This window comes from Echinicola arenosa, from assembly GCF_014841125.1.
Lineage (GTDB): Bacteria > Bacteroidota > Bacteroidia > Cytophagales > Cyclobacteriaceae > Echinicola > Echinicola arenosa.
Genome location: NZ_JACYTQ010000010.1, coordinates 44,447 through 65,413 on the forward strand (window position 1 = coordinate 44,447; position 20,967 = coordinate 65,413).

At 40.5% G+C, this 20,967-nt stretch carries 21 protein-coding genes; 9 read left to right on the forward strand and 12 right to left on the reverse strand.

Annotation, left to right across the window (positions count from 1 at the left end; all coding sequences use genetic code 11):
* The first annotated feature begins 24 nt into the window (after positions 1 to 24).
* Positions 25 to 888 carry a hypothetical protein gene (locus IFO69_RS19960; protein ID WP_192011916.1) on the forward strand — a complete coding sequence of 288 codons (864 nt, stop codon included), beginning with the start codon at positions 25 to 27 and terminating at the stop codon, positions 886 to 888.
* Between the two features lie 52 nt (positions 889 to 940).
* Here IFO69_RS19960 and prmA read toward each other — a convergent pair whose 3' ends face one another.
* The gene (prmA, locus tag IFO69_RS19965; protein ID WP_192011917.1) at positions 941 to 1,771 is read right to left on the reverse strand and encodes a 50S ribosomal protein L11 methyltransferase; all 831 of its coding nucleotides are present in this window, start codon (positions 1,769 to 1,771) and stop codon (positions 941 to 943) included.
* Positions 1,772 to 1,850: 79 nt separating this feature from the next.
* On the reverse strand, positions 1,851 to 2,609 hold the full coding sequence (tpiA, locus tag IFO69_RS19970; RefSeq protein ID WP_192011918.1) for a triose-phosphate isomerase: 759 nt from the start codon (positions 2,607 to 2,609) through the stop codon (positions 1,851 to 1,853).
* A gap of 97 nt (positions 2,610 to 2,706) precedes the next feature.
* Here tpiA and IFO69_RS19975 point away from each other — a divergent pair, with 97 nt between their 5' ends.
* Positions 2,707 to 3,216 (forward strand): regulatory protein RecX, encoded by a 510-nt coding sequence (locus tag IFO69_RS19975; RefSeq protein ID WP_192011919.1) that lies wholly within the window; start codon positions 2,707 to 2,709, stop codon positions 3,214 to 3,216.
* Here IFO69_RS19975 and IFO69_RS19980 read toward each other — a convergent pair.
* Genes IFO69_RS19980 through IFO69_RS19995 form a run of 4 tightly spaced genes read right to left on the reverse strand, consistent with a single transcriptional unit; the run spans position 3,200 to position 7,565 of the window.
* The gene (locus tag IFO69_RS19980) at positions 3,200 to 3,841 is read right to left on the reverse strand and encodes an AlbA family DNA-binding domain-containing protein (protein ID WP_192011920.1); all 642 of its coding nucleotides are present in this window, start codon (positions 3,839 to 3,841) and stop codon (positions 3,200 to 3,202) included. The genes IFO69_RS19975 and IFO69_RS19980 overlap by 17 nt on opposite strands.
* A gap of 12 nt (positions 3,842 to 3,853) precedes the next feature.
* Entirely contained in the window at positions 3,854 to 4,291 is a 438-nt protein-coding gene (locus tag IFO69_RS19985) for a hypothetical protein (protein ID WP_192011921.1), read from the reverse strand.
* On the reverse strand, positions 4,291 to 6,327 hold the full coding sequence (gene uvrB / locus IFO69_RS19990) for an excinuclease ABC subunit UvrB (RefSeq protein WP_192011922.1): 2,037 nt from the start codon (positions 6,325 to 6,327) through the stop codon (positions 4,291 to 4,293). Before uvrB ends, IFO69_RS19985 begins: the two co-directional genes overlap by 1 nt.
* Before the next feature lie 50 nt (positions 6,328 to 6,377).
* Positions 6,378 to 7,565, reverse strand: a complete 1,188-nt coding sequence (locus IFO69_RS19995) for an Lnb N-terminal periplasmic domain-containing protein (protein ID WP_192011923.1) — start codon at positions 7,563 to 7,565, stop codon at positions 6,378 to 6,380.
* A 126-nt stretch (positions 7,566 to 7,691) separates the two neighbouring features.
* Here IFO69_RS19995 and IFO69_RS20000 point away from each other — a divergent pair, with 126 nt between their 5' ends.
* On the forward strand, positions 7,692 to 9,932 hold the full coding sequence (locus IFO69_RS20000) for a T9SS type A sorting domain-containing protein (protein WP_192011924.1): 2,241 nt from the start codon (positions 7,692 to 7,694) through the stop codon (positions 9,930 to 9,932).
* 61 nt (positions 9,933 to 9,993) lie between these two features.
* Here IFO69_RS20000 and glmS read toward each other — a convergent pair whose 3' ends face one another.
* From glmS to IFO69_RS20015, 3 genes are read right to left on the reverse strand one after another with little or no spacing between them, the layout of a single operon-like run.
* On the reverse strand, positions 9,994 to 11,835 hold the full coding sequence (gene glmS, locus IFO69_RS20005) for a glutamine--fructose-6-phosphate transaminase (isomerizing) (RefSeq protein WP_192011925.1): 1,842 nt from the start codon (positions 11,833 to 11,835) through the stop codon (positions 9,994 to 9,996).
* A gap of 39 nt (positions 11,836 to 11,874) precedes the next feature.
* The gene (locus IFO69_RS20010) at positions 11,875 to 13,263 is read right to left on the reverse strand and encodes a DUF4270 family protein (protein WP_192011926.1); all 1,389 of its coding nucleotides are present in this window, start codon (positions 13,261 to 13,263) and stop codon (positions 11,875 to 11,877) included.
* The gene (locus IFO69_RS20015; RefSeq protein ID WP_192011927.1) at positions 13,223 to 14,038 is read right to left on the reverse strand and encodes a glycogen/starch synthase; all 816 of its coding nucleotides are present in this window, start codon (positions 14,036 to 14,038) and stop codon (positions 13,223 to 13,225) included. The genes IFO69_RS20010 and IFO69_RS20015 overlap by 41 nt, the downstream gene beginning before the upstream one ends.
* A gap of 127 nt (positions 14,039 to 14,165) precedes the next feature.
* Here IFO69_RS20015 and panC point away from each other — a divergent pair, with 127 nt between their 5' ends.
* From panC to IFO69_RS20045, 6 genes are all read left to right on the forward strand, one after another.
* Positions 14,166 to 15,023 (forward strand): pantoate--beta-alanine ligase, encoded by an 858-nt coding sequence (gene panC, locus IFO69_RS20020; RefSeq protein ID WP_192011928.1) that lies wholly within the window; start codon positions 14,166 to 14,168, stop codon positions 15,021 to 15,023.
* A gap of 30 nt (positions 15,024 to 15,053) precedes the next feature.
* Entirely contained in the window at positions 15,054 to 15,401 is a 348-nt protein-coding gene (panD, locus tag IFO69_RS20025) for an aspartate 1-decarboxylase (protein ID WP_192011929.1), read from the forward strand.
* Positions 15,402 to 15,403: 2 nt separating this feature from the next.
* Positions 15,404 to 16,420, forward strand: coding sequence for a lysylphosphatidylglycerol synthase transmembrane domain-containing protein (locus IFO69_RS20030; RefSeq protein WP_192011930.1), 1,017 nt, complete (start codon positions 15,404 to 15,406; stop codon positions 16,418 to 16,420).
* 21 nt (positions 16,421 to 16,441) lie between these two features.
* On the forward strand, positions 16,442 to 17,134 hold the full coding sequence (locus IFO69_RS20035; RefSeq protein WP_192011931.1) for a zinc metallopeptidase: 693 nt from the start codon (positions 16,442 to 16,444) through the stop codon (positions 17,132 to 17,134).
* A 99-nt stretch (positions 17,135 to 17,233) separates the two neighbouring features.
* On the forward strand, positions 17,234 to 18,373 hold the full coding sequence (locus IFO69_RS20040) for an acyl-CoA dehydrogenase (RefSeq protein ID WP_192011932.1): 1,140 nt from the start codon (positions 17,234 to 17,236) through the stop codon (positions 18,371 to 18,373).
* Between the two features lie 139 nt (positions 18,374 to 18,512).
* Positions 18,513 to 19,445 carry an AraC family transcriptional regulator gene (locus IFO69_RS20045; protein ID WP_192011933.1) on the forward strand — a complete coding sequence of 311 codons (933 nt, stop codon included), beginning with the start codon at positions 18,513 to 18,515 and terminating at the stop codon, positions 19,443 to 19,445.
* On the opposite strand, the gene IFO69_RS20050 is transcribed toward IFO69_RS20045, so the two are convergent.
* The 3 genes from IFO69_RS20050 to IFO69_RS20060 are packed head-to-tail and all read right to left on the reverse strand — an operon-like array spanning position 19,425 to position 20,911.
* Complete coding sequence (locus IFO69_RS20050) at positions 19,425 to 20,207, reverse strand: geranylgeranylglyceryl/heptaprenylglyceryl phosphate synthase (RefSeq protein ID WP_192011934.1); 783 nt, start codon at positions 20,205 to 20,207, stop codon at positions 19,425 to 19,427. The genes IFO69_RS20045 and IFO69_RS20050 overlap by 21 nt on opposite strands.
* Complete coding sequence (locus IFO69_RS20055) at positions 20,188 to 20,556, reverse strand: hypothetical protein (protein WP_192011935.1); 369 nt, start codon at positions 20,554 to 20,556, stop codon at positions 20,188 to 20,190. The genes IFO69_RS20050 and IFO69_RS20055 overlap by 20 nt, the downstream gene beginning before the upstream one ends.
* Complete coding sequence (locus tag IFO69_RS20060) at positions 20,546 to 20,911, reverse strand: phage holin family protein (RefSeq protein ID WP_192011936.1); 366 nt, start codon at positions 20,909 to 20,911, stop codon at positions 20,546 to 20,548. Before IFO69_RS20060 ends, IFO69_RS20055 begins: the two co-directional genes overlap by 11 nt.
* Positions 20,912 to 20,967 lie beyond the last annotated feature (56 nt).

Here is a 20,967-nt window from a genome sequence, read left to right on the forward strand (position 1 = left end):
AAAATTTAGGTAAAAGCTTTTTGAATGGAAAAAATTCTCAGATTCTATAGAGAAAATCTTGTTTTCATTTTTCTAATGATAATAATTATTATCCTTTTTTTAATCGATATCAGAGTTATTGATACCTATGTAGGTTATCACTATCCACCAATTGAACTAGAATCTCCCAACATTCCATTAGCCATCCTTGTTTTTATACGGAATTTATCTGGGCTATTAATGCTAAGGTATCTATATAAAAAGAGAGAGAATATTATGAACCTTTTCTACAACTTTTATAATGCTTATGACGATCCCATTTCCAATGATATCCCTGCCTTAATAGAGGAAGGGAGAATCAATAAAGAAGCTGGGATTTATATTATGGAAAAAAATTTAAGCTTGTTATCAGGATCTTGGTATTATCCAGCTGTTTTGCATGAAAGAAAAAAAGACGTTGAAGAAAAGTTTCCCGAAATTATTGAAGTTAAGAACAGTAAACTAGGATATTCTATACTTGGCTTTATTTTCCTTATTTATCTATTATTACAACTAATGAATTTTATTGAATCAATAAATATATTATCAATGAGTAATATATTAAGGCTTAGTCCTGTATTTATATTTGCTGGTTTCGCTATCTATTTTTTTAGGAAAGCATTATCAAAAAAAGTGATTATGAAAATTAGTCAGTTAGGAATTTTAATAGATGCAAAGCTATATAGATGGTCAAATATCAAATATGTTTATTTTGAAATATATGGAGGAAAGAAGAGATGCCTTACGCTACATATAATGCCTTTAGATTGTGATAATCCTATCGAAATTCATCATGATTTACACTATAAGAATTATAACAGGAAGCAACTTGGACATATCTTGGAGACCTATCATAGGAGATATAGTTGAGGCTCCTATTTATTTTACCACCAACACTTAGGTAGTGAAGGAAGTAAAGTTTTTAACCCCTTTCAAACACAATAGCGGCCCAGTTGTCTTTTACTTTTTGTCCTTTTAGCCTTAAGCCTAGTGATTCAGCGCGGTATTGTAAGTCAGGGATGTCATGCTCATAAAAGCCGCTTAGAAAGAGATTTGCATCTGGTTTCATTAGGGAAACATAAATCTCCATTTCGTCCAGCAATACGTTTTTATTGATATTGGCCATGACAATGTCAAATGGACCTTTTGGGTTGACCTCGCGGATGGTGCCATGTCCCATTTTGACCTTATTCATGCCGTTTAGCTCAAAGTTCTCGTTGCCATTTTCCACGCACCAATTGTCGATATCAAAGGCTTCGATATGGTTTGCTCCCAGCTTATAGGCCATAATCGCCAATATTCCCGTGCCTGAGCCTATATCGATCATGCTTTTGCCTTCATGGGATACTTCCAGTTGATGGGAAAGCATTAGATAGGTGGTGGCATGGTGCCCTGTACCAAAAGACATTTTGGGATTGATCAGGATGTCATATTTGACATCCTCTTTAGTGGCATGGAATGACGCACGGACATAAACTTCTTTGCCAATGGAAATCGGATCATAATGCTTTTCCCATTCTTCATTCCAGTTTACCTTGGGCATTTTACCTTCAACCACTGAGATTTCTGCGGCTTCATGGTATTGGAGAATGACTTGATCATAGGCTTCCCGGTCAAAAATATCTTCCTGAATATAAGCTTCTACCCCATCATCAGTTTCCAAAAATGAATCAAAACCAACTTCTGCCAATTCAGCGATGAGGATTTCTGTAAAATCTTGATTGCAGGTTATTTTGAACTCCAGGTATTCCATGATTTAATTGAAAAGTAAAAGGCTTGTTTTAGCAATAGCAAGAAAGCACTCCCGCTGAAAAGGCGGGAGTGCTGAATTATTAGAATGATTTGATAATGTCTACGAAGTCTCTTGATTTGAGCGAAGCGCCGCCGATCAGTCCACCATCTACATCAGCTTTGGAGAAGATCTCCTGAGCATTGTCCGGCTTACAGCTGCCACCATAAAGGATAGAAGTCTCTTCAGCGGCTTTTCCATATTTTGAGGCCAAGTGCGCTCTGATGGCTGCGTGCATTTCCTGAGCTTGGTCGGAGGAGGCTGTTTTACCAGTTCCGATGGCCCAGATAGGTTCATAAGCGATCACCAACTTGGAGAAATCTTCTTCACTTAGACCAAAAAGGCTAGCTGTCAATTGCTCTTTGACATAGTCTTCATGGGTTCCAGCTTCTCTGATTTCCAATGGTTCACCGCAGCAAAAGATAGGCGTCAGGTCATTGGCCAAGGCTTGCTTTACCTTTGCAGTAAGTTCCTCGTTGCTTTCCTTGAAATATTCTCTGCGTTCGCTATGTCCAAGAATCACATACTTGGCACCGAATGAAGCAAGGATTTTAGCAGAGGTTTCGCCTGTATAGGCGCCAGATTCCTTATCCGAGCAGTTTTGTCCGCCAAGGAAAATATTATCCACTCCACCGATCAATTTTTTCACATTGGAAGCATGGATAAAAGGAGGGTTCAAAACGACCGTTACGTCACTGATTCTTTCGTCTTGTACCATATTGACAATTTCAGAAGTAAGCTTTTGGCCCTCTTCCTGCGTTCCATTCATTTTCCAGTTACCGGCGACGATTTTTTTGCGCATGATAATTTAGGTTAGGTTTAATATATTTGATGAGAAAAAGTCTTTTCCTGATTTTTGATGGACAGGAGAAGAAATTTAGATGCTAAAATTACATAAAATGTCCTTCCTAAGAAAAGATTATTCCAATGAGCAGCAGAAAAAAACACTGACACCTGGACAAGCCAAGGTGAAGATTGCTGCTTTTTGCGCATATCAAGAAAGGAGCCAGCAGGAAGTCAGGGACAAACTGTATGATTATGGATTATACAGCGATGAAGTGGAGGAACTGATTTCGGCCATGATTACTGAAAATTTTATCAATGAAGAGCGCTTTGCCCAATCCTACGTTCGAGGAAAATTCAACCTCAAAAAATGGGGAAAGATCAAAATTGAGCAAGGGCTAAAGCAACATAAGCTTTCGCCAAACTGTATCCGGCTTGGGATGCGGGAAATTGATGGGGACAAATATTGGGAGAGCTTGTTAGATCTGGCGGAAAAGAAATGGCAAGCCGTAAAGGAAAATGACGCATTTAAAAAGAAAGTCAAGGTCCATCGGTATTTGCTTGGCCGTGGTTTCGAAAATGATTTGATCCAAGTGGCCTTGGATCAAATCAAGAAAGATGTTTGAGTGTAAATAAGTCTTCCTGCTCCTGCGGAATCACCCTGAGTACATTGGCTAAAACCAATCTTACCAAGGTTTTGGAAGCAATGAACTTCGGTAATCTGGCGATTTTAGAATATTCCTTTAGCGTAATCGAAGTTTTTTCATTGAGGGCCTGCATCAGTTTGGTTTCTTTATCGCCATAGCTAAAGATAATGTCCTTTTCCTTTTTGCTTCGACGAAGAATTTCCCAAACTTCCCTGCTGGCCTGAACAGTGCGGTCTTCTACCCTCACGAATGACCTTTTTTTGCCTTGGTCATAAAGATAATGGGGTCTTTTGGGACTTTTTTCAAAGTGATATACGGCTACACCTTTTTTCTCATTGATAGGGATCACCCATTTCTCAAAGTCCACCATCGGGCGGATCAATTCTTTTATGGCTTTGTCCAGCACATATACATCTTCATCGATGTACCGCTGTCCACTGACCGTTTTGTCATCATCTACCCCTATAAGTAGGTAACCGCCTTCCGTATTGGCCAAAGCGATGATTTCTCTAACAATCTTTTCAGGATGTGCTGCCTTCTTTTTGAATTCAATATGTAAACCTTCCCCTTTTTGGGCCAGTCTGCTCACCTCCTGAAGTGTCATTTTCTAAGTCATTTAGTTGATCAAAAAGCTGATGCCAGCTCTTAAACCTGCTACATTGCTTACTGCATAATAATCCACCATTCCCTCTAACCTTACACGGTAAGAAAGGTTGAGGGTATAACCTGCTCCAAAGGCCAGGTCACTGTCTTTTCCTATCAAGCCCCGCATTCTAATGAAAGCTGGTTCCAGAGGATAATACCTTCCTCCCAGTGTGACTTGGTTGGGCCTATTATAGTTAAACTCATATCCACCTGAGAAGGATATATTGTACCAATGAAAATAATTGGCTTCAAGTCCGATTTGGTATCTCCTGATGACTCCTGGAGCATCAGTTCTGGCCAGGTCAAAAGCACCTGAGACCAAATAACTTCCCTCTGCTTGTTGAGCTTGGGCATCCTCGCTGCCCCACAATAGCATAGGGACAGCCAGTAATAATAAAATTTTTCGCATCAATCCATTCTTTTGAGCTCTTCCAATCTTTTCTTTAATCCCTGCCATTCATCGCGCAGCCTGGCAGCTTCCATAAAGTTGAGGTCCTTGGCTGCTTTTTCCATTTGCTTTTGCGTTTGAGGGATTAATTTTTCGAGCTTGTCCTTGCTCAAATATTGTACCACAGGATCTGCGGCATAAGCTTGTTCTTCGGTAAAATGATCGTCGTAGAATTTGGCATTTTTCTTACTATCTGCCACCTTGGTTTGTCCCATGATCTTATCGCGGGATTTGATGACCGTTTTAGGCGTGATGCCGTGTTCTTCGTTATATGCCATTTGGATGGATCGTCTTCTTTTGGTTTCATCAATGGCCTTTTTCATGGAATCGGTGATTCTATCTGCATACATGATCACTCGACCATTTTCATTTCTCGCTGCCCTACCGATGGTCTGCACCAAACTTCTTTCATTTCTTAAGAAGCCTTCTTTATCAGCATCTAAGATGGCCACCAAAGATACTTCCGGTAGGTCAAGTCCCTCTCTCAAAAGGTTTACTCCGACCAATACATCAAATATGCCGAGTCTTAGTTCCCGAAGAATCTCGACCCGGTCCAAGGACTTCACTTCAGAGTGAATATAACGACATTTGATACCGGCTCTTTCCAAGAATTTATTGAGTTCTTCGGCCATTCTTTTGGTAAGCGTGGTGACTAGCACACGGTCCCCTTGCTTTATGGTTTGGTCGATTTCTTCTAAGAGGTCGTCTATCTGGTCGCCACTTGGGCGAACTTCTATCAAAGGATCCAAAAGGCCTGTAGGTCGAATGATCTGTTCTACAACCACTCCATCGGTTTGATTCAACTCATAATCTGCCGGAGTGGCGCTGACATAGATAACTTGGTTGGTGAGGGATTCAAATTCATCGAACTTAAGTGGGCGGTTATCCAAAGCAGAGGGTAGCCTAAAACCAAAGTCCACTAGGTTTACTTTTCGGGAACGGTCACCTCCCCACATTGCCCTAACCTGGGGAATGGTGACGTGGCTCTCATCGATAACCAAAAGAAAATCATCGGGAAAGTAATCCAAAAGACAGAATGGCCTTGCACCAGCACTTCTCCGGTCAAAGTAGCGTGAATAGTTTTCCACACCCGAACAATAACCCAATTCGCGAATCATTTCCAAATCAAATTCAGTTCTTTCGCGCAGCCTAGTAGCTTCTTCTAACCTCATGTCCTTTTCAAAAAAGGATATTTGGGACATCAGGTCATCTTGAATTTCTTTGACCGCTACATCGATCACATCCCTGCCTGTCACGAATAGGTTGGCTGGGAAAATGGTGATCAACCTTTCTGAGGATATTTTTTTGCCTGTGGTTGGGTCAATGGTTTGAATAGCCTCTATTTCGTCTCCCCAAAAATAGATGCGATAGGCAAAGTCAGCATAAGCGACAAAGATATCCACAGTGTCCCCTTTGACTCTGAAAGTACCATGTTTGAACTCGACGCTGGCTCGACTGTAAAGGATATCTACTAATTTGAAAAGCAATTGATTTCTTGGGATTCTATCTCCTTCCTGCAGCTTCACCACATTCTTTCCAAATTCCTCCGGATTACCAATACCATAGATACATGAAACAGAAGCAACCACTATGACATCTCTTCTTCCGGTTAAAAGAGAAGAAGTTGCGCTCAATCGCAACTTTTCTATTTCTTCATTGATGGAAAGGTCTTTTTCGATATAGACTCCACTGGTAGGGATGAATGCTTCTGGCTGATAGTAATCATAGTAGGAGATAAAGTACTCCACAGCATTTTCCGGAAAAAACTGTTTGAATTCCCCATACAGCTGGGCGGCCAAGGTTTTGTTATGGCAAAGCACTAAAGTCGGTTTTTGGACTTCCTGAATTACATTGGCCACGGTGAAGGTTTTTCCAGAACCAGTAACCCCTAGCAGTACCTGAGAGGGTTCTCCACTATTGATTCCTTCCGTGAGGTTTTTGATGGCAGTGGGCTGATCTCCTGTGGGACTGTAGTCAGATATTATTTTAAAATCCATAGTTTTTCCTTGGTGTCCTTAACAAACGTCAAAGGCGGGGAGAAAAGTTTTTAGCCTTGAAGATTTCTCCGGTAAGCCTTGATCCTGTCCAAATTATAATATAGGTAGTTGGTTCTTAAAATCACAACTAAAATCAGGGGTAAAATGCTGGGGTGAAATGATTGCCAACCTAAAATCCAAAATACAACTGCTGCATCAGCTAGAATGAGGGCAAACAGCAAATACTTTTTAACCCACTCGGCTGGGGATTTTTGATTCAAACCATAAGCCAAAATCCCATGTAGCGGAAATGCCCAAAGTAAGTTCCAATTGTACTTGGTGGTGCTGTGCTCAGTGAAGAACCACAATAAGACCACCATAATACCCAAAAGGGAAAGAATGGTAAACAAAGCTTGGTCAAAGCCCACAAACAAGCGCTTTTTCTTGAAGCCTATGAAAGTAATTACGATAAAGAAAATGGCAATCAGCCAAAATAGAAAATAGGGATTGAAAATACTGCTTTCAATCTTTACCGGAGGTAAATCTAAAACAGTTGACTGGCTTTTCACCAAAGGTCTGGTGGGACCATCACCTACAATTTCAGCCTGCGCAAAAGCAGCTTCCATATAATCTGGGAGGAATTGTTTTTCCCTCTCTGTGGCATCCACATCAATCACACTGCCCAAAGCGAGGTCAATGCCCAAATCACCCCAAGGAAGAGGGTAAACATATTCATCGATGAGATCTCGAAAGGTCTTTTCTTCTGTAGTTTGAGGGGCTTTCCATTCTAACTGATCCCCTAAAACCACCTCCATCATGTCCCTAATTCGGGTGGCACAATTGTCATAGAAGAAATCATATCGGTAAAATCGGTTTTCTGGTTGGTAGTTGATTTGGAGGAATTCTACTGCTTTTGCAGCTTGTTCGGGGCTGAGATCCAATACCTGTTCTCTTACAGCCCTTTCCAAGTAGGTGTAATGACCTATAAATTCATTATAAGTATTTCTGCTAAGCATATAGTCCAGTTTTCCCCGGGCAAACTTTAAATAAAAGTTGGGAGTGTCAAAATCGAAGGTGCCGTAGTTGAAAACCGAATCTCTTCCTGTTTGGAGATCAACGACACGAATAGCATTATGACCAAAAACACTATATAATTCTACCCCTGGGTCACAGGTCAATAAACTTATTTGATAGTGCTGTGCCTTTAATTGGCTTAAATTCAGAAGGATAAGTAGAAAAAATAAAGCAATTTTTTTCATGTGACTAGAGATATTATTAAATTATACGCTCATGTAAATTTTTTGAGCATGATTTTTTTATCGTACCTGTTTTTTTGGGATGGTTTATATCCAAAACGAATTTACAAGATAATATCCGTAATTTTTATGGTCATCTGGATATTATCATGTAACAGCTATGCGCAATCCGTTGGAGCTTATAGAAGCATTGCAAGTGGTGATTTTGATCAAATTGGTATTTGGGAGGTTTATGATGGTGCTTTATGGAATGCGGCCAGCACCAAACCAGATAAAAACCATGATGTGTACATTGAGTTTGGTCATAAGGTGACACTTCAACAAAACGAATCCGTGCATTCTTTATTTTTGAATGCCCAAACGAGCACCGGTGAGAAGTTGGATATCAATGACTTTCAATTAGAGGTTTATGGAAGTCTCAATGCCTTTTCAGGATCAGCTCCTGGAACAGCTGTTGGGACTTGGAACACCATCGATTGGATTGGGAGCAGTGAAGTGAGTGAGCTGATATTTAAGGGAAATTCAAGAGTAATTATCCCATCCGGGGCTTGGAGCGGGTTTACTACCAGGAGTAGGTATGCGGTGATTTTTGATCCAAACCCAGGTGCTGAGCTCACTATTCAGGAACCTATTAAAGCAAATAGGTTTGTGATCAAATCAGGAACGGTGATCCAAGAAGGAATTCCCGGAATGGATTGTGCTACCTTTTCTTTTAATAATGACCCCGCAGTAACGGGAGCTTATGGAGAGTTGATCATCGAATCTGGAGGGACTTTGGAAACTGACTGTGGAGAGGAAATCATCATGAGATCAGTTGCAGGTTTGGTGCCCGCTTTGCTTTTGGATTTAGAGGAAGGAGCTAGTTTGGTACTTAATGCCAATGACCCAGAGATCGATGCTGTCTCTATTAATTTTGCTGGAACAGTCATTTATAATTCCAATTCTGGTACCCAGCACTTTGTCACCTCAAATATAGCCAGCTCGGCCAACCCGGAAAGTTATCAACATATTGTTTTTGATGGAAATGCTTCGAAAGAATTGCCCAATAATCTTGAGGTCGCAGGAAATATAACCCGTTCCGGTGGAGGTGCCATTGTGGACAACAATACTGATTTATCTTTCACGGGAACGACAGATCAGAGTGTTTCAGGTTTTGCTCTTGACGTTACCAATCTAGATTTGAACAAGAGTATGGGAGTCTTAGAGGTGGATCAGGATATAAATGTTAAATCTACCTTGATGATGACCTCAGGAGAATTGGATTTTAATGGAAACAATCTTTCTATCAACACTACTGGTTTGGGAGGATTGGTTTATTTGGATGGTTCTTGGTCAAATCTCAATCTCCTAGAGTATAATAACCTTCCATGTATTTTGACAACATCCAATGCCACCTTTCCTTTTGTGGATAAGTATGAGGGAGGTGTCCGGGCTCTGGAATTAACTGGCATGCATACTGCCTTAACTTCAGGTCTTAACATTACTTATCAACAACTTCCCGGAGTTGATCATTCCGCCAATTTTTTGGATAGTGATGGGACTTTGATTTTGTATCAGCTTAACAGTTATTTTTCCTTTTCAGGATTAGCTGCTGATAACAGTGACTTGATCTTAAGGATTTCTGCTGATGATTTGATAGTGGATAATGTAGATGATTTAAGGGTTGTTGCAGATCATCAAGCAGCGGAAGGAGACCATATGTCAGGTGAAACCAGCGGAGGCCAATTATGGGCAAGAAGAGAAGTTTCCTTATCAGAGTTAAATGGGAATGATTTTACGATTGGGAGTTACATAGTAGCGACAATTCTTCCCATTACCTGGGTAAATTATACAGTGAAAGCTAATGGAAAGAATAACCTAGTAGAATGGGCGGTTAGTAGTGGTGAAGAATTAAGCAAATACCATATTTATCGATCTGAGGATAATGTGGATAACTTTAGGAAACTGGAAAGTATATCTGTTAATGATTTTGTCGGAGGTAAAGGTGTGTATCAGTTTTTTGACCAGCTTCTTAATGAGGCTGAGCATTACTACTATCAAATTGGAGCTGTGGATAAGTGGGGTGAGGAGACTTTTAGTCCCGTTTTTGGCTTACAGAGAAGTGATCTTCTCAAAGGAGAGTTTCATGTTTTTCCCAATCCCTATTTGGCTGGAAATATCAATTTTGATCTTCCAATTTATGAGCCCAATAGAGTAATGACTTTGATCATCAAAGATGCTCAAGGAATTGAAATCGCTGAATATTCAGGCAAAATTGATCAGATAACTAATTCTTTTGCGGAAAAGTTGAAATCACTGAGAAAAGGATTTTACATTATTTCATGTGTAGTAGAAAACGAAGTGTTTACAGAAAAATGGATTAAGCAATAAAAAACCCTAAGCTCAAAGCTTAGGGCCAAGGAATTATTGATTTGATTAGTATAATTCACATTTATTCAACCGTCACTGATTTGGCGAGGTTTCTTGGTTGATCTACATTGCAACCTCTCATCACAGCGATATGGTAAGATAGTTGTTGCAGTGGTACAACAGAAATCAAAGGGACAAAAGCTTCATGAGCCATTGGAATTTCGATCACGTGATCAGCCATTTTTTTGACAGTTTGATCACCTTCGGTTACGACAGCGATGATTTTACCTTTTCTGGCTTTTACCTCTTGGATATTGCTGACCACTTTTTCATAAGAGCTGTCTTGGGTTGCAATAAATACAACGGGCATTTCTTCATCAATCAAGGCAATTGGGCCATGCTTCATTTCAGCAGCAGGATACCCTTCTGCATGAATGTAGGAGATTTCCTTTAATTTAAGAGCCCCTTCCAAAGCAACTGGAAAGTTATACCCACGTCCCAAATACAAGAAGTTGCTAGCGTCTTTATATTGGGCTGCGATCTTTTCTATTTGATTGTTTAATTTAAGAGCCTTTTCCACTTTTGCAGGGATGGATTCCAGTTCGCTAAGTAACTGCATATAAGTGCTTTCCGGCAAAGTGCCTCTTTGATAGCCTAACATAAGCGCCATCATGGAAAGTACAGAAATTTGAGCGGTAAAAGCTTTGGTGGAAGCGACACCAATTTCTGGTCCAGCGTGGGTATAAGAGCCTGCGTGAGTGGCCCTGGCGATGGATGATCCCACCACATTGCAAACGCCAAAAATAGTAGCTCCTTTTTCTTTGGCCAACTCAATAGCGGCTAAAGTATCGGCTGTTTCTCCCGATTGTGAAATGGCAATCACAAAGTCTTTGGAGTTGATTACCGGATTTCTATATCGGAATTCAGAAGCATATTCTACCTCTACTGGTACTCTTGCAAATTCTTCAAAAAGGTACTCGGCCACAAGACCGGCATGCCAACTGGTGCCACAAGCAGTAATGATGATCCTGTCAGCATTTTGAAATTTGTTCATATAGTCCCTCAATCCTCCAAGGACCAATCGACCTCCTTTGGCATCCAACCTACCACGCATACAATCCGCTATAGACCTGGGTTGCTCGCTGATCTCTTTCAGCATGAAATGCTCAAAACCTCCTTTTTCAATAGCCTCCAATTCCATTTCAAGCTGATTGATATAAGGATGGGTTTCTACATTTTCAATTGTCTTGATTTGAAGTTTGGCATCTCGGATTACAGCGATTTCATAATCATCCAAGTAAACTACCTGATTGGTGTATTCTACGATAGGCGTTGCATCAGAGGCAAGAAAGTATTCTCCCTCTCCCACACCAATGACCAATGGAGATCCTTTTCTGGCTGCTATTAGCGTATCAGGCTCGTCTTTGTTCATCAAAACAATAGCATAAGCCCCTACAATCTTGTGAAGTGCTAACCTTACGGCTTCTTCCAGGCTGCAGTTGTTGTTTTGATAAATGTCTTCAATAAAGTTGATAAATACCTCAGAATCGGTTTCACTATGAAAAGTGTACCCTTTATTGATGAGGTCTGTTTTAAGGACATCGTAGTTTTCGATGATCCCATTATGGATCATGGCGAAGTTTTCCGATGAGGAGTAATGAGGGTGGGCATTGACATCATTGGGTTCGCCATGCGTTGCCCATCTGGTATGACCTATTCCGATATGGGAATGAAGGTCGGGGTTGTCGATCAGGGAGTTTTCCAGCTCGGAAACTTTTCCTTTTTTTTTGTAAACATTCAGGCCGGCTTCGTTCAATAAGGCCACACCAGCACTGTCGTAGCCTCGATATTCGAGGCGTTTTAGGCCCTTAATGATGACAGGCAGGGCTTCCTGCTTGCCAACATAAGCTACAATTCCACACATAAAAATTTTTGTTTATTAGGGTCGGAGATATATTATTAGCTATCGCATTTTTGAATAGTAAATTTTAAGTTTGATAGAATTTTGATTTACAACATACTCTCTCAATGAACGAACGAAGTCGTTCGAATAAGGAGGAGTGCCGCCGCTAGATGGTGTTCTAGGGTACAATAACAAGTCATACCTTTGTACATCTGTTCTGAAAAGCGCATCTACATAGCTTGTTAGGGATTGTTGGTAGATGAATTTTTCGGAATCAAACAGTAAAGGATTCGTTCCTGAAGTGGAAACAGCCGGAAGCACATTTCCGTCTTCATCAATTACGACCTGAGTGGCTACATCAGATTGAATTGAATAAAGTGCTCCATCTGATTCTCTAGTCAAAATTTGATTACTTTCGTCTGTAAAATAAGGAATTAAACTTTGTGGAGGAAGTTTGCTGTCTGCAAAATTCTCTGTTGGCCCCATTACCAAAGTAGCTTGGTTAAAAGTGGCATTTTCCAAAGTGTCCAAGAAATTGGACAAAGGCTCCATATCCAGTCTCAAGACAAGTCCCAAAAGGGATTTGCTACCTGCTAGGTTACCTACATCATAAGCTTCGTCATTTTCTACAATAACTTCAGTTGGTGTTCCTGTTGGGTCGTTTAAGACGCCGTTGAAGTGCCTTGACTGAGCAGTAAAAATGGTATAGGTGCTGGAAACCGTATCTTCTTCACTTTCTCTAAAGTAAAGCTTGATCCCAGTGTCGTTTCCTACCAACACATTGATAGTAGTTTCTTCGTCAGGATTTCCTTTCAGGGCAAAGCCTGGGAAGTAGTCCCTGAAATTGAAAATATTGTCAAAGATTGCATCCTCGTTTTGCAACTTGCTGAAAAGATCCGCAGCGAGCGTTTCATCCAAATTCATGGCAACGATGGTGTCAGAATTTTCGGTCAGCATAAATGAACCACTGGCAAACGGAGCTTCTTCATAGGATAGGTGGTCAAAACTATAATAGGCCGTATCCAAAATAGGCTCAGTAAGCTTGTGGGCAGAGAAGTTTTTAGCTTGATCAAGCCCCTCAGCTGTTAGAGAGGAAATGCTGATACTAAACCTTGCAGAGTCTAAAATAGCATCTGTAGTAGGCTTAGTGGCAGTGGAGCTAAAAGCCATTCTGCTGTAGCCAATGGCTTCAGTTCTTCCAAAATAATCGCTGTTGTCCCCTCCCACTACCAACACCAATGGGTTGGTGGTTCTAAGAGAATCTACAGATACCAAAGAAGCAGAAAGGGGTATTTCTGCATAGAAAACCCCTATCTGATTAGCATTTGGATCAAGTACCAAACCGATATCAGATGGATCGGTACAAGAACTATTGAATGATGTAGTAATTAATAAGATGCCGGCAAGCTTAGCCTGCCAGGTCTGTATAGATGTTGTAATAACTTTCAAAAAGTTGTTCTTCTTCGTCTTCGTTGTTAATCTCACACTTTTTATCTTTAGAGCACTCTTCAATGATTTGATTAAGGCTGTCAGAAATTTCGTCTCCTTTGATCACCACATCGGCATATTCCATTCCTATTTTAAGGAATCCTTCATAGTCCTTGGACTTGAGAGGTGCCAAAATGCTGTCGTCAATATCGACCATTTTTACTTTCTCCAGCAAATCATCGCCAAATTTATGATTAAATCCGTTATTATAAATAGTGAACACTGATTTTGTGCCTTTAAATAACGGCTCATTCTTATAAGTAGTTTTCAAGTAAAGAGGAATCAAACTGGTCATCCAATCATTGCAATGTACCACATCTGGCGCCCAGCCTAGTTTTTTGACAGTTTCAATCACTCCTTTACAGAAGAAAATGGCTCTTTCGTCATTGTCTTCATAGAAATTTTCTTGCTTGTCAAAGAAAACGCTTTTCCTCTGGAAATAGTCTTCGTTGTCGATGAAATAAACTTGAAGTTTTGCATTAGGAATAGAAGCCACCTTGATAATCAATGGTTTCTCCTCATCTCCTACAGAAATGTTGATTCCTGAAAGCCTTACTACTTCGTGCAACCTGTTCTTTCTTTCGTTGATCAAACCAAATCTCGGAACAAGAATACGGATTTCCATTCCTTTTTCTTGCATTGCCTGCGGCAGGGCTCTAACGAAGTTAGCGACCTCTGAAGTTTGAAGAAATGGATTGATTTCACTTGCTACGTAGAGAATACGAAGTTTGGACATATCTTGTTTTTTTTATTGAGGGATAATACGGGACTACAAAGATACAAAAAAAATTACAAAAACCCATTGATATTGTCCAGAATAATATACATTTGCCCCTATTTTGCTATGTCAAAATGAAAAAGTTGTGAAAATTCTCCATACCAAAAACGAAATAAATTTAAAACTACTTGAGCATAGAAATGCTTCGAAGTCAATAGGTTTGGTGCCTACTATGGGGGCATTGCATGAGGGGCATTTGAGCTTGGTGCATAAGGCCAAAGGTCATGCTGACGTGGTAGTGGTATCCATCTTTGTAAATCCAACTCAGTTTAACAATCCTGAAGATTTGGAGAAGTATCCAAGGACGGTTAACGAAGATTTGAAGATGTTGGAAAAAAGTGGGGTTGACTATGTATTTCTTCCCTCTGTGGAGGAAATGTATCCGCAGCCATCCAAGTTAAAGTTCAATTTTGGAGATCTGGAGACTACCTTGGAAGGGGCATTCAGACCTGGGCATTTTAATGGTGTTGGTGTGGTGGTGTCTAAACTATTTCATATCATCAAGCCCGATGTTGCCTACTTCGGTCAAAAGGATCTACAGCAAGTGGCCATTATTAGAAGGATGGTCGAAGATTTGTCCTTTGACGTGAATTTAGAAGTAGTGCCGACTGTTCGGGAAGAGGATGGACTGGCAATGTCTTCCAGAAATAGGCGGCTTAATTCAGAAGAAAGGAAATTGTCTGTAATGCTCTATGAATCTTTAGTTTGGGCCAGGAATGAACTTTTTGCTGGTTGCTCTTGGTTGGAGGTACAGGAAAAAATATCACACAAATTTAATGAGGAGCCATTGGCAAAGCTTGAATACTTCGAATTGGTGAAGACAAAAAGCCTTGAAGTGGTCTCAGGCATTGATTTGGGTAGTCAGTTGAGAGCCAATGAATTCTCGATTTGCACTGCTGTGTACATTGGAGATGTGAGGTTGATCGACAACTTACCAATATAATGCTTAAATTTGTGGCAAATTTAGAATGTGATGCAAATTCAGTTATTAAAATCAAAGATCCACAGGGTTAAAATTACCCAAGCGGAGCTTCATTATGTAGGCAGTATTACGATCGACGAGGACCTTATGGATGCGGCAAACCTCATAGAAAACGAAAAGGTACAGATTGTCAACATCAATAATGGAGAGCGTTTGGAAACTTATGTGATCAAAGGGGAGCGAGGCAGTGGAAAGGTTTGTCTGAATGGTCCAGCTGCACGTAAAGCGCAAGTTGGTGATGTGGTGATCATTATATCTTATGCGAGTATGGATTTCGAAGAAGCAAAGTCCTACAAGCCAGTAGTCATATTTCCAGATGATTCTAATAAATTGATCTAAACTTGAGACTTAATATTAAGCAATGGATTCAGGTGGTGATTTCACTTTCTGTAGCCATTTGGATCTTTTGGTTCTTATACAAAGATGTAAAAATGGAAAGCCTGTTGGACGCACTTCAGCAGGCTTCACTTTTTTGGATCGGAATGTCCATCCTAGTATCCACTTTTGGCTTTTGGCTAAGAGCCTGGAGGTGGAAGTTGCTTATCAATACTGACCTAGAGAAAAAAATAACCACTTCAAAGACTTTTTGGGCTTTGATGGTGGGTTATCTGGTGAATATGCTAGTGCCCAGGGCTGGTGAAGTAGCCAGGTGTGGTGTCTTGAAAAAGACGGATAAGCTCCAAGTCAGCAAGTTGTTAGGGACTGTTATTTTAGAGCGTTCCATCGATTTGTTGTTTATGCTTTTGGTGATTTTTGTTGCTTTTGTGTTGGAGAGAGAGGTTTTTGTAGGCTTGGCTAAAGACTTGATTTCATTGGACAGTCTTAAATTGGCGGTGCAGGAATACCTTCCTTTGCTCGTTGGTGCGATTGTGCTGATTTTTATTCTGTTTTATTGGATTACTAGAAGATATAGGGATCATGGCATTGTAAAGAAGTTCCAGCACTTTATGAGGGAATTTCTCACTGGATTAAAAAGTGTTTCCCGTATGGATCGCCGCGCAGGCTTTTGGTTGGCATCTATTGGGATTTGGATAATCTATTACCTCATGATGTACTTTATTGCCATAGGCATGCCCAATACTGCCAATTTGTCCCCATCGTCTATTTTAATGGTCATGGTGATGGGCAGTATTGGCATGATCGCTCCTGTCCAAGGTGGGATCGGGACCTTTCATGCTCTGGTGGCCTTTATTTTGATGACATATGGTCTTAGTGAAGAAGAGGGCAAAATATTTGCAGTCATAGTCCACAGTTCGCAAGTACTGATAGTTATCATTACTGGTGTGATCAGTTTATTGGCGGTGGCAAAAATTTCCGTAATTTCAAAACCAGAGCAGGACGGCTTGCGTATTAAATAGGCGTTTAAAACAAACTAGAATATGTTATTAATCTTAATTGTAGTTGTATTTGGGATTTTAGGCTTTGTAGTAAGTAGCAAGCTAAAAAGTAAGTTTAAAAAGTACTCCCAGACAGCCCTTCAGGCTAATCTTTCGGGTAAAGAGATTGCCGAATTGATGTTAGCAGACCATGGTATTCATGATGTGTCCGTTAACTGTGTAGATGGACAATTGACAGACCATTATAATCCACAAAATAGAACGGTAAACCTTAGCCCTGATGTTTATTATGGTAGGAATGCTGCGGCTACGGCTGTAGCAGCCCACGAGTGTGGTCACGCGGTACAACATGCCAGATCCTATGCTTGGTTGAACATCCGTTCTGCAATGGTACCCGTTCAGAATGCCAGTGGTAAGATTTTGAACTTTGTGCTGATCGCCTCTCTTTTTGGAGGGTTGGCGCTATTTAATTTACCGTTGCAGACAGTTGGATTTGTGGTAGTAGGAGCATATGGAATTATCACCTTATTTACCTTTGTGACTTTGCCGGTGGAGTTTGATGCCAGTAGAAGGGCATTGGCTTGGGTAAAAGAAAGAAATATCGTCACTCCGTCTGAGTATGATATGTCCAAAGATGCCTTGAAATGGGCGGCCATGACCTATGTGGTAGCAGCCTTGGCTTCATTGACGACATTGGCTTATTATGCTTCTATCTTTTTTGGTGGAAGGGACTGATTTTAAATTGAAATACGATGAGGTGAAAAGGGGCAAGAAATTGCCCCTTTTGTTTTTTTAGGCTATATTTCTTTATTCAAAGAGATAAACCCAAACCTTATGAACTTTCATCTTACCGAAGAACAAATGGCCGTTAAAGAAGCGGCCCGAGATTTTGCCAAAGCCGAATTATTACCTGGAGTAATTGATCGTGATACCCATGCCACTTTTCCAAAAGAGCAAATCCAGCTGATGGGCCAATTGGGTTTTTTGGGCATGATGGTGGATCCGAAATATAATGGAGGAGGTATGGACACCATTTCTTATGTGTTGGCCATGGAAGAGATTTCAAAAATTGATGCTTCTGCATCGGTGGCCATGTCTGTGAATAACTCATTGGTCTGCTGGGGGCTGGAAAAATACGGTTCAGAAGCCCAAAAAGAAAAGTACCTAAAGCCGTTGGCAGCTGGTGAAGTGTTAGGAGCATTTTGCCTATCTGAACCAGAAGCAGGTTCTGACGCCACTTCCCAAAGGACCATTGCTGAAGATAAAGGAGATTATTACCTCATCAACGGTACCAAAAACTGGATCACTAATGGTTCTACAGCCAGTGTTTACTTGGTCATCGCCCAAACAGCTCCTGAAAAAAAGCACAAAGGAATTTCTACCTTTATAGTAGAAAGGGATATGGTGGGCTTCGAAGTGGGCAAGAAGGAGGACAAGTTGGGTATTAGGGGATCTGATACGCATTCTTTGATGTTTAATGATGTTAAGGTGCCCAAGGAGAACCGAATCGGTGAGGATGGTTTTGGTTTTAGCTTTGCCATGCAGACTTTGGATGGTGGACGAATTGGGATCGCCGCGCAAGCCTTGGGAATTGCTTCAGGAGCCTATGAATTAGCTTTGGCTTATTCGAAGGAGCGTAAGACTTTTGGGAAACCCATTAGCCAGCATCAGGCCATTCAGTTTAAATTGGCTGATATGGAAACAGAGATTGAGGCAGCAAGGCTGTTGGTGATGAAAGCGGCTTGGTTGAAAGATCAAGGAAAGGATTATGGACATGCCAGTGCAATGGCAAAATTGTACGCTTCTAAGGTAGCGATGGAAGTAACTGTAGAAGCTGTACAAATTCATGGAGGTTATGGATTTGTCAAAGAATATCATGTGGAGAGGCTTATGAGGGATGCCAAGATCACCCAGATTTATGAGGGAACCAGTGAAATTCAGAAAATAGTTATATCCCGTAATATTTTAAGATAATAAATTTCAATACTAAAAGAATCACCTAGCCTTTATCATTTATACTATTCTTTTATTATGCTGAAACTTTTCTTTATTTTTGTTATATAAAAGTTAAAAAAATCATACTTTTACAAGTAACATACAAAAAGCGTCTGTCATGGAATATTACAATAAAGTCATTGAATCCGTTGGTGTAAGGTACACGAGGGGGAACAACTATAAAGTTGAGAGACCTATAACCGTGACGGATTATATTGAACCAGAGAACTCTGTAATCCTATTGCATCAAGGATCTTTAAAATTTGGAGATGAGCAAGAATTGGTAAATGAAGGGGAGATTCTCTTCATTCCTGCGGGAAGGCCAAGCAAAGTTACCTTTGGTCCAGCCACCAAAAGGAATGAGTCGTCCAACGATGAATTTGTAGAAAACAAGAAAAAGCACCTACAAACCATCAGTTTCAAGGACATCAAAAATGCAGAAGAGGATTGTTTGACCATCGTTACCTTTGAAGCAAAGGTGTTTGATGTGGTTAATTTTTTCAACTCATTGGGAATTCCTCCATTTATCATCCGTTTTAATGACCGATTGGCCTCTATCATTGAGGACGTGGTCAAAGAATCAGAGCAAAATACTCCTGGAAAGGAGCGAGTGATCAAGCTTCATACCGAGTTATTAGTGGTAGAATTGGTAAGACACATTCTTAAAAACAGGTTGTTTGTGGAAGAAATGTCTACCAACAGTACCTATTTTAAAGATCCTCGTTTGATCGATATGTTCAATTATATCAAGAAGAACATTGGTGGAGATCTTTCCAACAAGGTATTGGCGAAGGTGGCCAATGTGTCTGAAGATTATGTAGGTCAGTATTTCAAAATGCTTACCGGTATCAATCCTCAAGATTACATTGAATACCAACGAATGGAAGCTGCAGTGGATTTGCTAAGAACTACCAAGAAAAGCATCCGGGACATCGGCAAAGAAGTAGGATACAAAGATACGGCTTACTTCTGTCGAAGATTTAAAATGATGTACGGTTTGCCAGCTGGTAAAATGAGAAGAAGAGAATCCTTAATTAACGTTCAAGGATAAATTATAGACTTTCATAAAGTCAAGAACCTCGGTCAGCAGATCGGGGTTTTTTTCTACCCCATTTCCCAACACAACAATGTCCGCTCCGGCATCCCAAGCATTTCTGGCTTTTTCTACGGAGTTGATTCCTCCCCCCACTATCAAGGGAAATTGAGTTGCTTGTTTGACATTCTTGATGATTTCCTTTGACACGGGTGTGCTGGCTCCACTGCCTGCGTCCAGAAAGAAGGTCTGAAGACCAAGGAATTTTCCGGCAAGTGCGGTGGCTTTGGCCAAAGATGGTTTGTTATTGGGGATAGGAATAGTTTGGCTGATGTAACTTGCACTGCTGATCTGTCCGTCATTGACCAGCATGTAGCCAGTGGGCAATACTTCCAGTTTTGTGTTTGCAAGTAATGGCGCAGCTGTCACATGCTGACCAATTAGTAGTTCAGGATTTCTTCCTGAGATAAGTGAAAGAAAGAGTATCCCATCAGCCAGCGGGCTGATCTGAATGACATTACCCGGGAAGAGGACAACGGGAATGTCCGCACATACCTCTTTGATCCTCATTACGGTTTTATCAACATTTTTTTCTGTCAAGAGGCTTCCTCCAATAAAGAAAAAGTCAACCTCATCCTGATAGGCTTGCTTGATGAGTCGTTTAAACTGACTTTCTGTACCGATTTTTTCAGGATCAATTAGCAAGGCCAAGGCTTTTTTCCCTGATTGGTGAAGTTGCTTAAATGCCTTGAAGATTTGATCAGACTTTTCTGCTGGCATCGGTAGCTTTTTTTGAAAGGATATCGATTAGTTTGGCTTGTCCCAGCGAAAGGGCAACTATAAAGAGCCTTTTTCCAACACTGCTCATAAGGGAAGCTTTATGCTTTCTAGGCTTTCTGACTTTGATTGGATGTCCCTCATCTTTCATTTCTTTGATGAGCTTTTTCTTTGCTTTCTTCTTACTTTTGCCACGAATCAGCTTAGTAGCTCCATAAGATACCAAGCCTCCGGCTAATACGGCACCGCCAACTTTTGCCCATGACTCGGATTCTTTTTTGAGAACGTCAAGCTGATGGTTAAGCTGTTTTTCAAGGTCTTCTTCTTGTTTTTTGAGCTCCTTATTGGTCATTGCTTTTATTTGTTTTTCTGCTGAATAGTAGGAATTTACTTATTCCTTCATGAACAGCTTTTTGAATACCCACAGAGTCTTTTACGATGTAAAGTAATATCAGAAAGGCTACATAAATCAACCCAACATATAAAAACCCAAGTGAATTGGAGTAAGTAAGTTCTGCAAAGTAAAATGCCAAGGCAATGCTGGCAAAGAGCAAAATGAACACACTGATAATTACTACCATGCTCAAAATAGCTATCCGGGTGATAATTCCGGAGAGCTCCTCTTGGATGTCGTTTTTGGCCATTTGGATTTTGACCTCTATCAACTTTTTAACTGTATTAATTATCTCGGAGACGTTTAGCATCATCTTTAGATTATGATTAAAAATTATTCCTTGAGACAAACTCAATACAATATACATCA

Coding starts and splice junctions, on each gene's coding strand:
- IFO69_RS19960 (WP_192011916.1), top strand. CDS start 25: ATGGAAAAAATTCTCAGATTCTATAGAGAAAATCTTGTTTTCATTTTT.
- prmA (WP_192011917.1), bottom strand. CDS start 1,771: ATGGAATACCTGGAGTTCAAAATAACCTGCAATCAAGATTTTACAGAA.
- tpiA (WP_192011918.1), bottom strand. CDS start 2,609: ATGCGCAAAAAAATCGTCGCCGGTAACTGGAAAATGAATGGAACGCAG.
- IFO69_RS19975 (WP_192011919.1), top strand. CDS start 2,707: ATGTCCTTCCTAAGAAAAGATTATTCCAATGAGCAGCAGAAAAAAACA.
- IFO69_RS19980 (WP_192011920.1), bottom strand. CDS start 3,841: ATGACACTTCAGGAGGTGAGCAGACTGGCCCAAAAAGGGGAAGGTTTA.
- IFO69_RS19985 (WP_192011921.1), bottom strand. CDS start 4,291: ATGCGAAAAATTTTATTATTACTGGCTGTCCCTATGCTATTGTGGGGC.
- uvrB (WP_192011922.1), bottom strand. CDS start 6,327: ATGGATTTTAAAATAATATCTGACTACAGTCCCACAGGAGATCAGCCC.
- IFO69_RS19995 (WP_192011923.1), bottom strand. CDS start 7,565: ATGAAAAAAATTGCTTTATTTTTTCTACTTATCCTTCTGAATTTAAGC.
- IFO69_RS20000 (WP_192011924.1), top strand. CDS start 7,692: ATGGTCATCTGGATATTATCATGTAACAGCTATGCGCAATCCGTTGGA.
- glmS (WP_192011925.1), bottom strand. CDS start 11,835: ATGTGTGGAATTGTAGCTTATGTTGGCAAGCAGGAAGCCCTGCCTGTC.
- IFO69_RS20015 (WP_192011927.1), bottom strand. CDS start 14,038: ATGTCCAAACTTCGTATTCTCTACGTAGCAAGTGAAATCAATCCATTT.
- panD (WP_192011929.1), top strand. CDS start 15,054: ATGCAAATTCAGTTATTAAAATCAAAGATCCACAGGGTTAAAATTACC.
- IFO69_RS20035 (WP_192011931.1), top strand. CDS start 16,442: ATGTTATTAATCTTAATTGTAGTTGTATTTGGGATTTTAGGCTTTGTA.
- IFO69_RS20040 (WP_192011932.1), top strand. CDS start 17,234: ATGAACTTTCATCTTACCGAAGAACAAATGGCCGTTAAAGAAGCGGCC.
- IFO69_RS20045 (WP_192011933.1), top strand. CDS start 18,513: ATGGAATATTACAATAAAGTCATTGAATCCGTTGGTGTAAGGTACACG.
- IFO69_RS20050 (WP_192011934.1), bottom strand. CDS start 20,207: ATGCCAGCAGAAAAGTCTGATCAAATCTTCAAGGCATTTAAGCAACTT.
- IFO69_RS20055 (WP_192011935.1), bottom strand. CDS start 20,556: ATGACCAATAAGGAGCTCAAAAAACAAGAAGAAGACCTTGAAAAACAG.
- IFO69_RS20060 (WP_192011936.1), bottom strand. CDS start 20,911: ATGATGCTAAACGTCTCCGAGATAATTAATACAGTTAAAAAGTTGATA.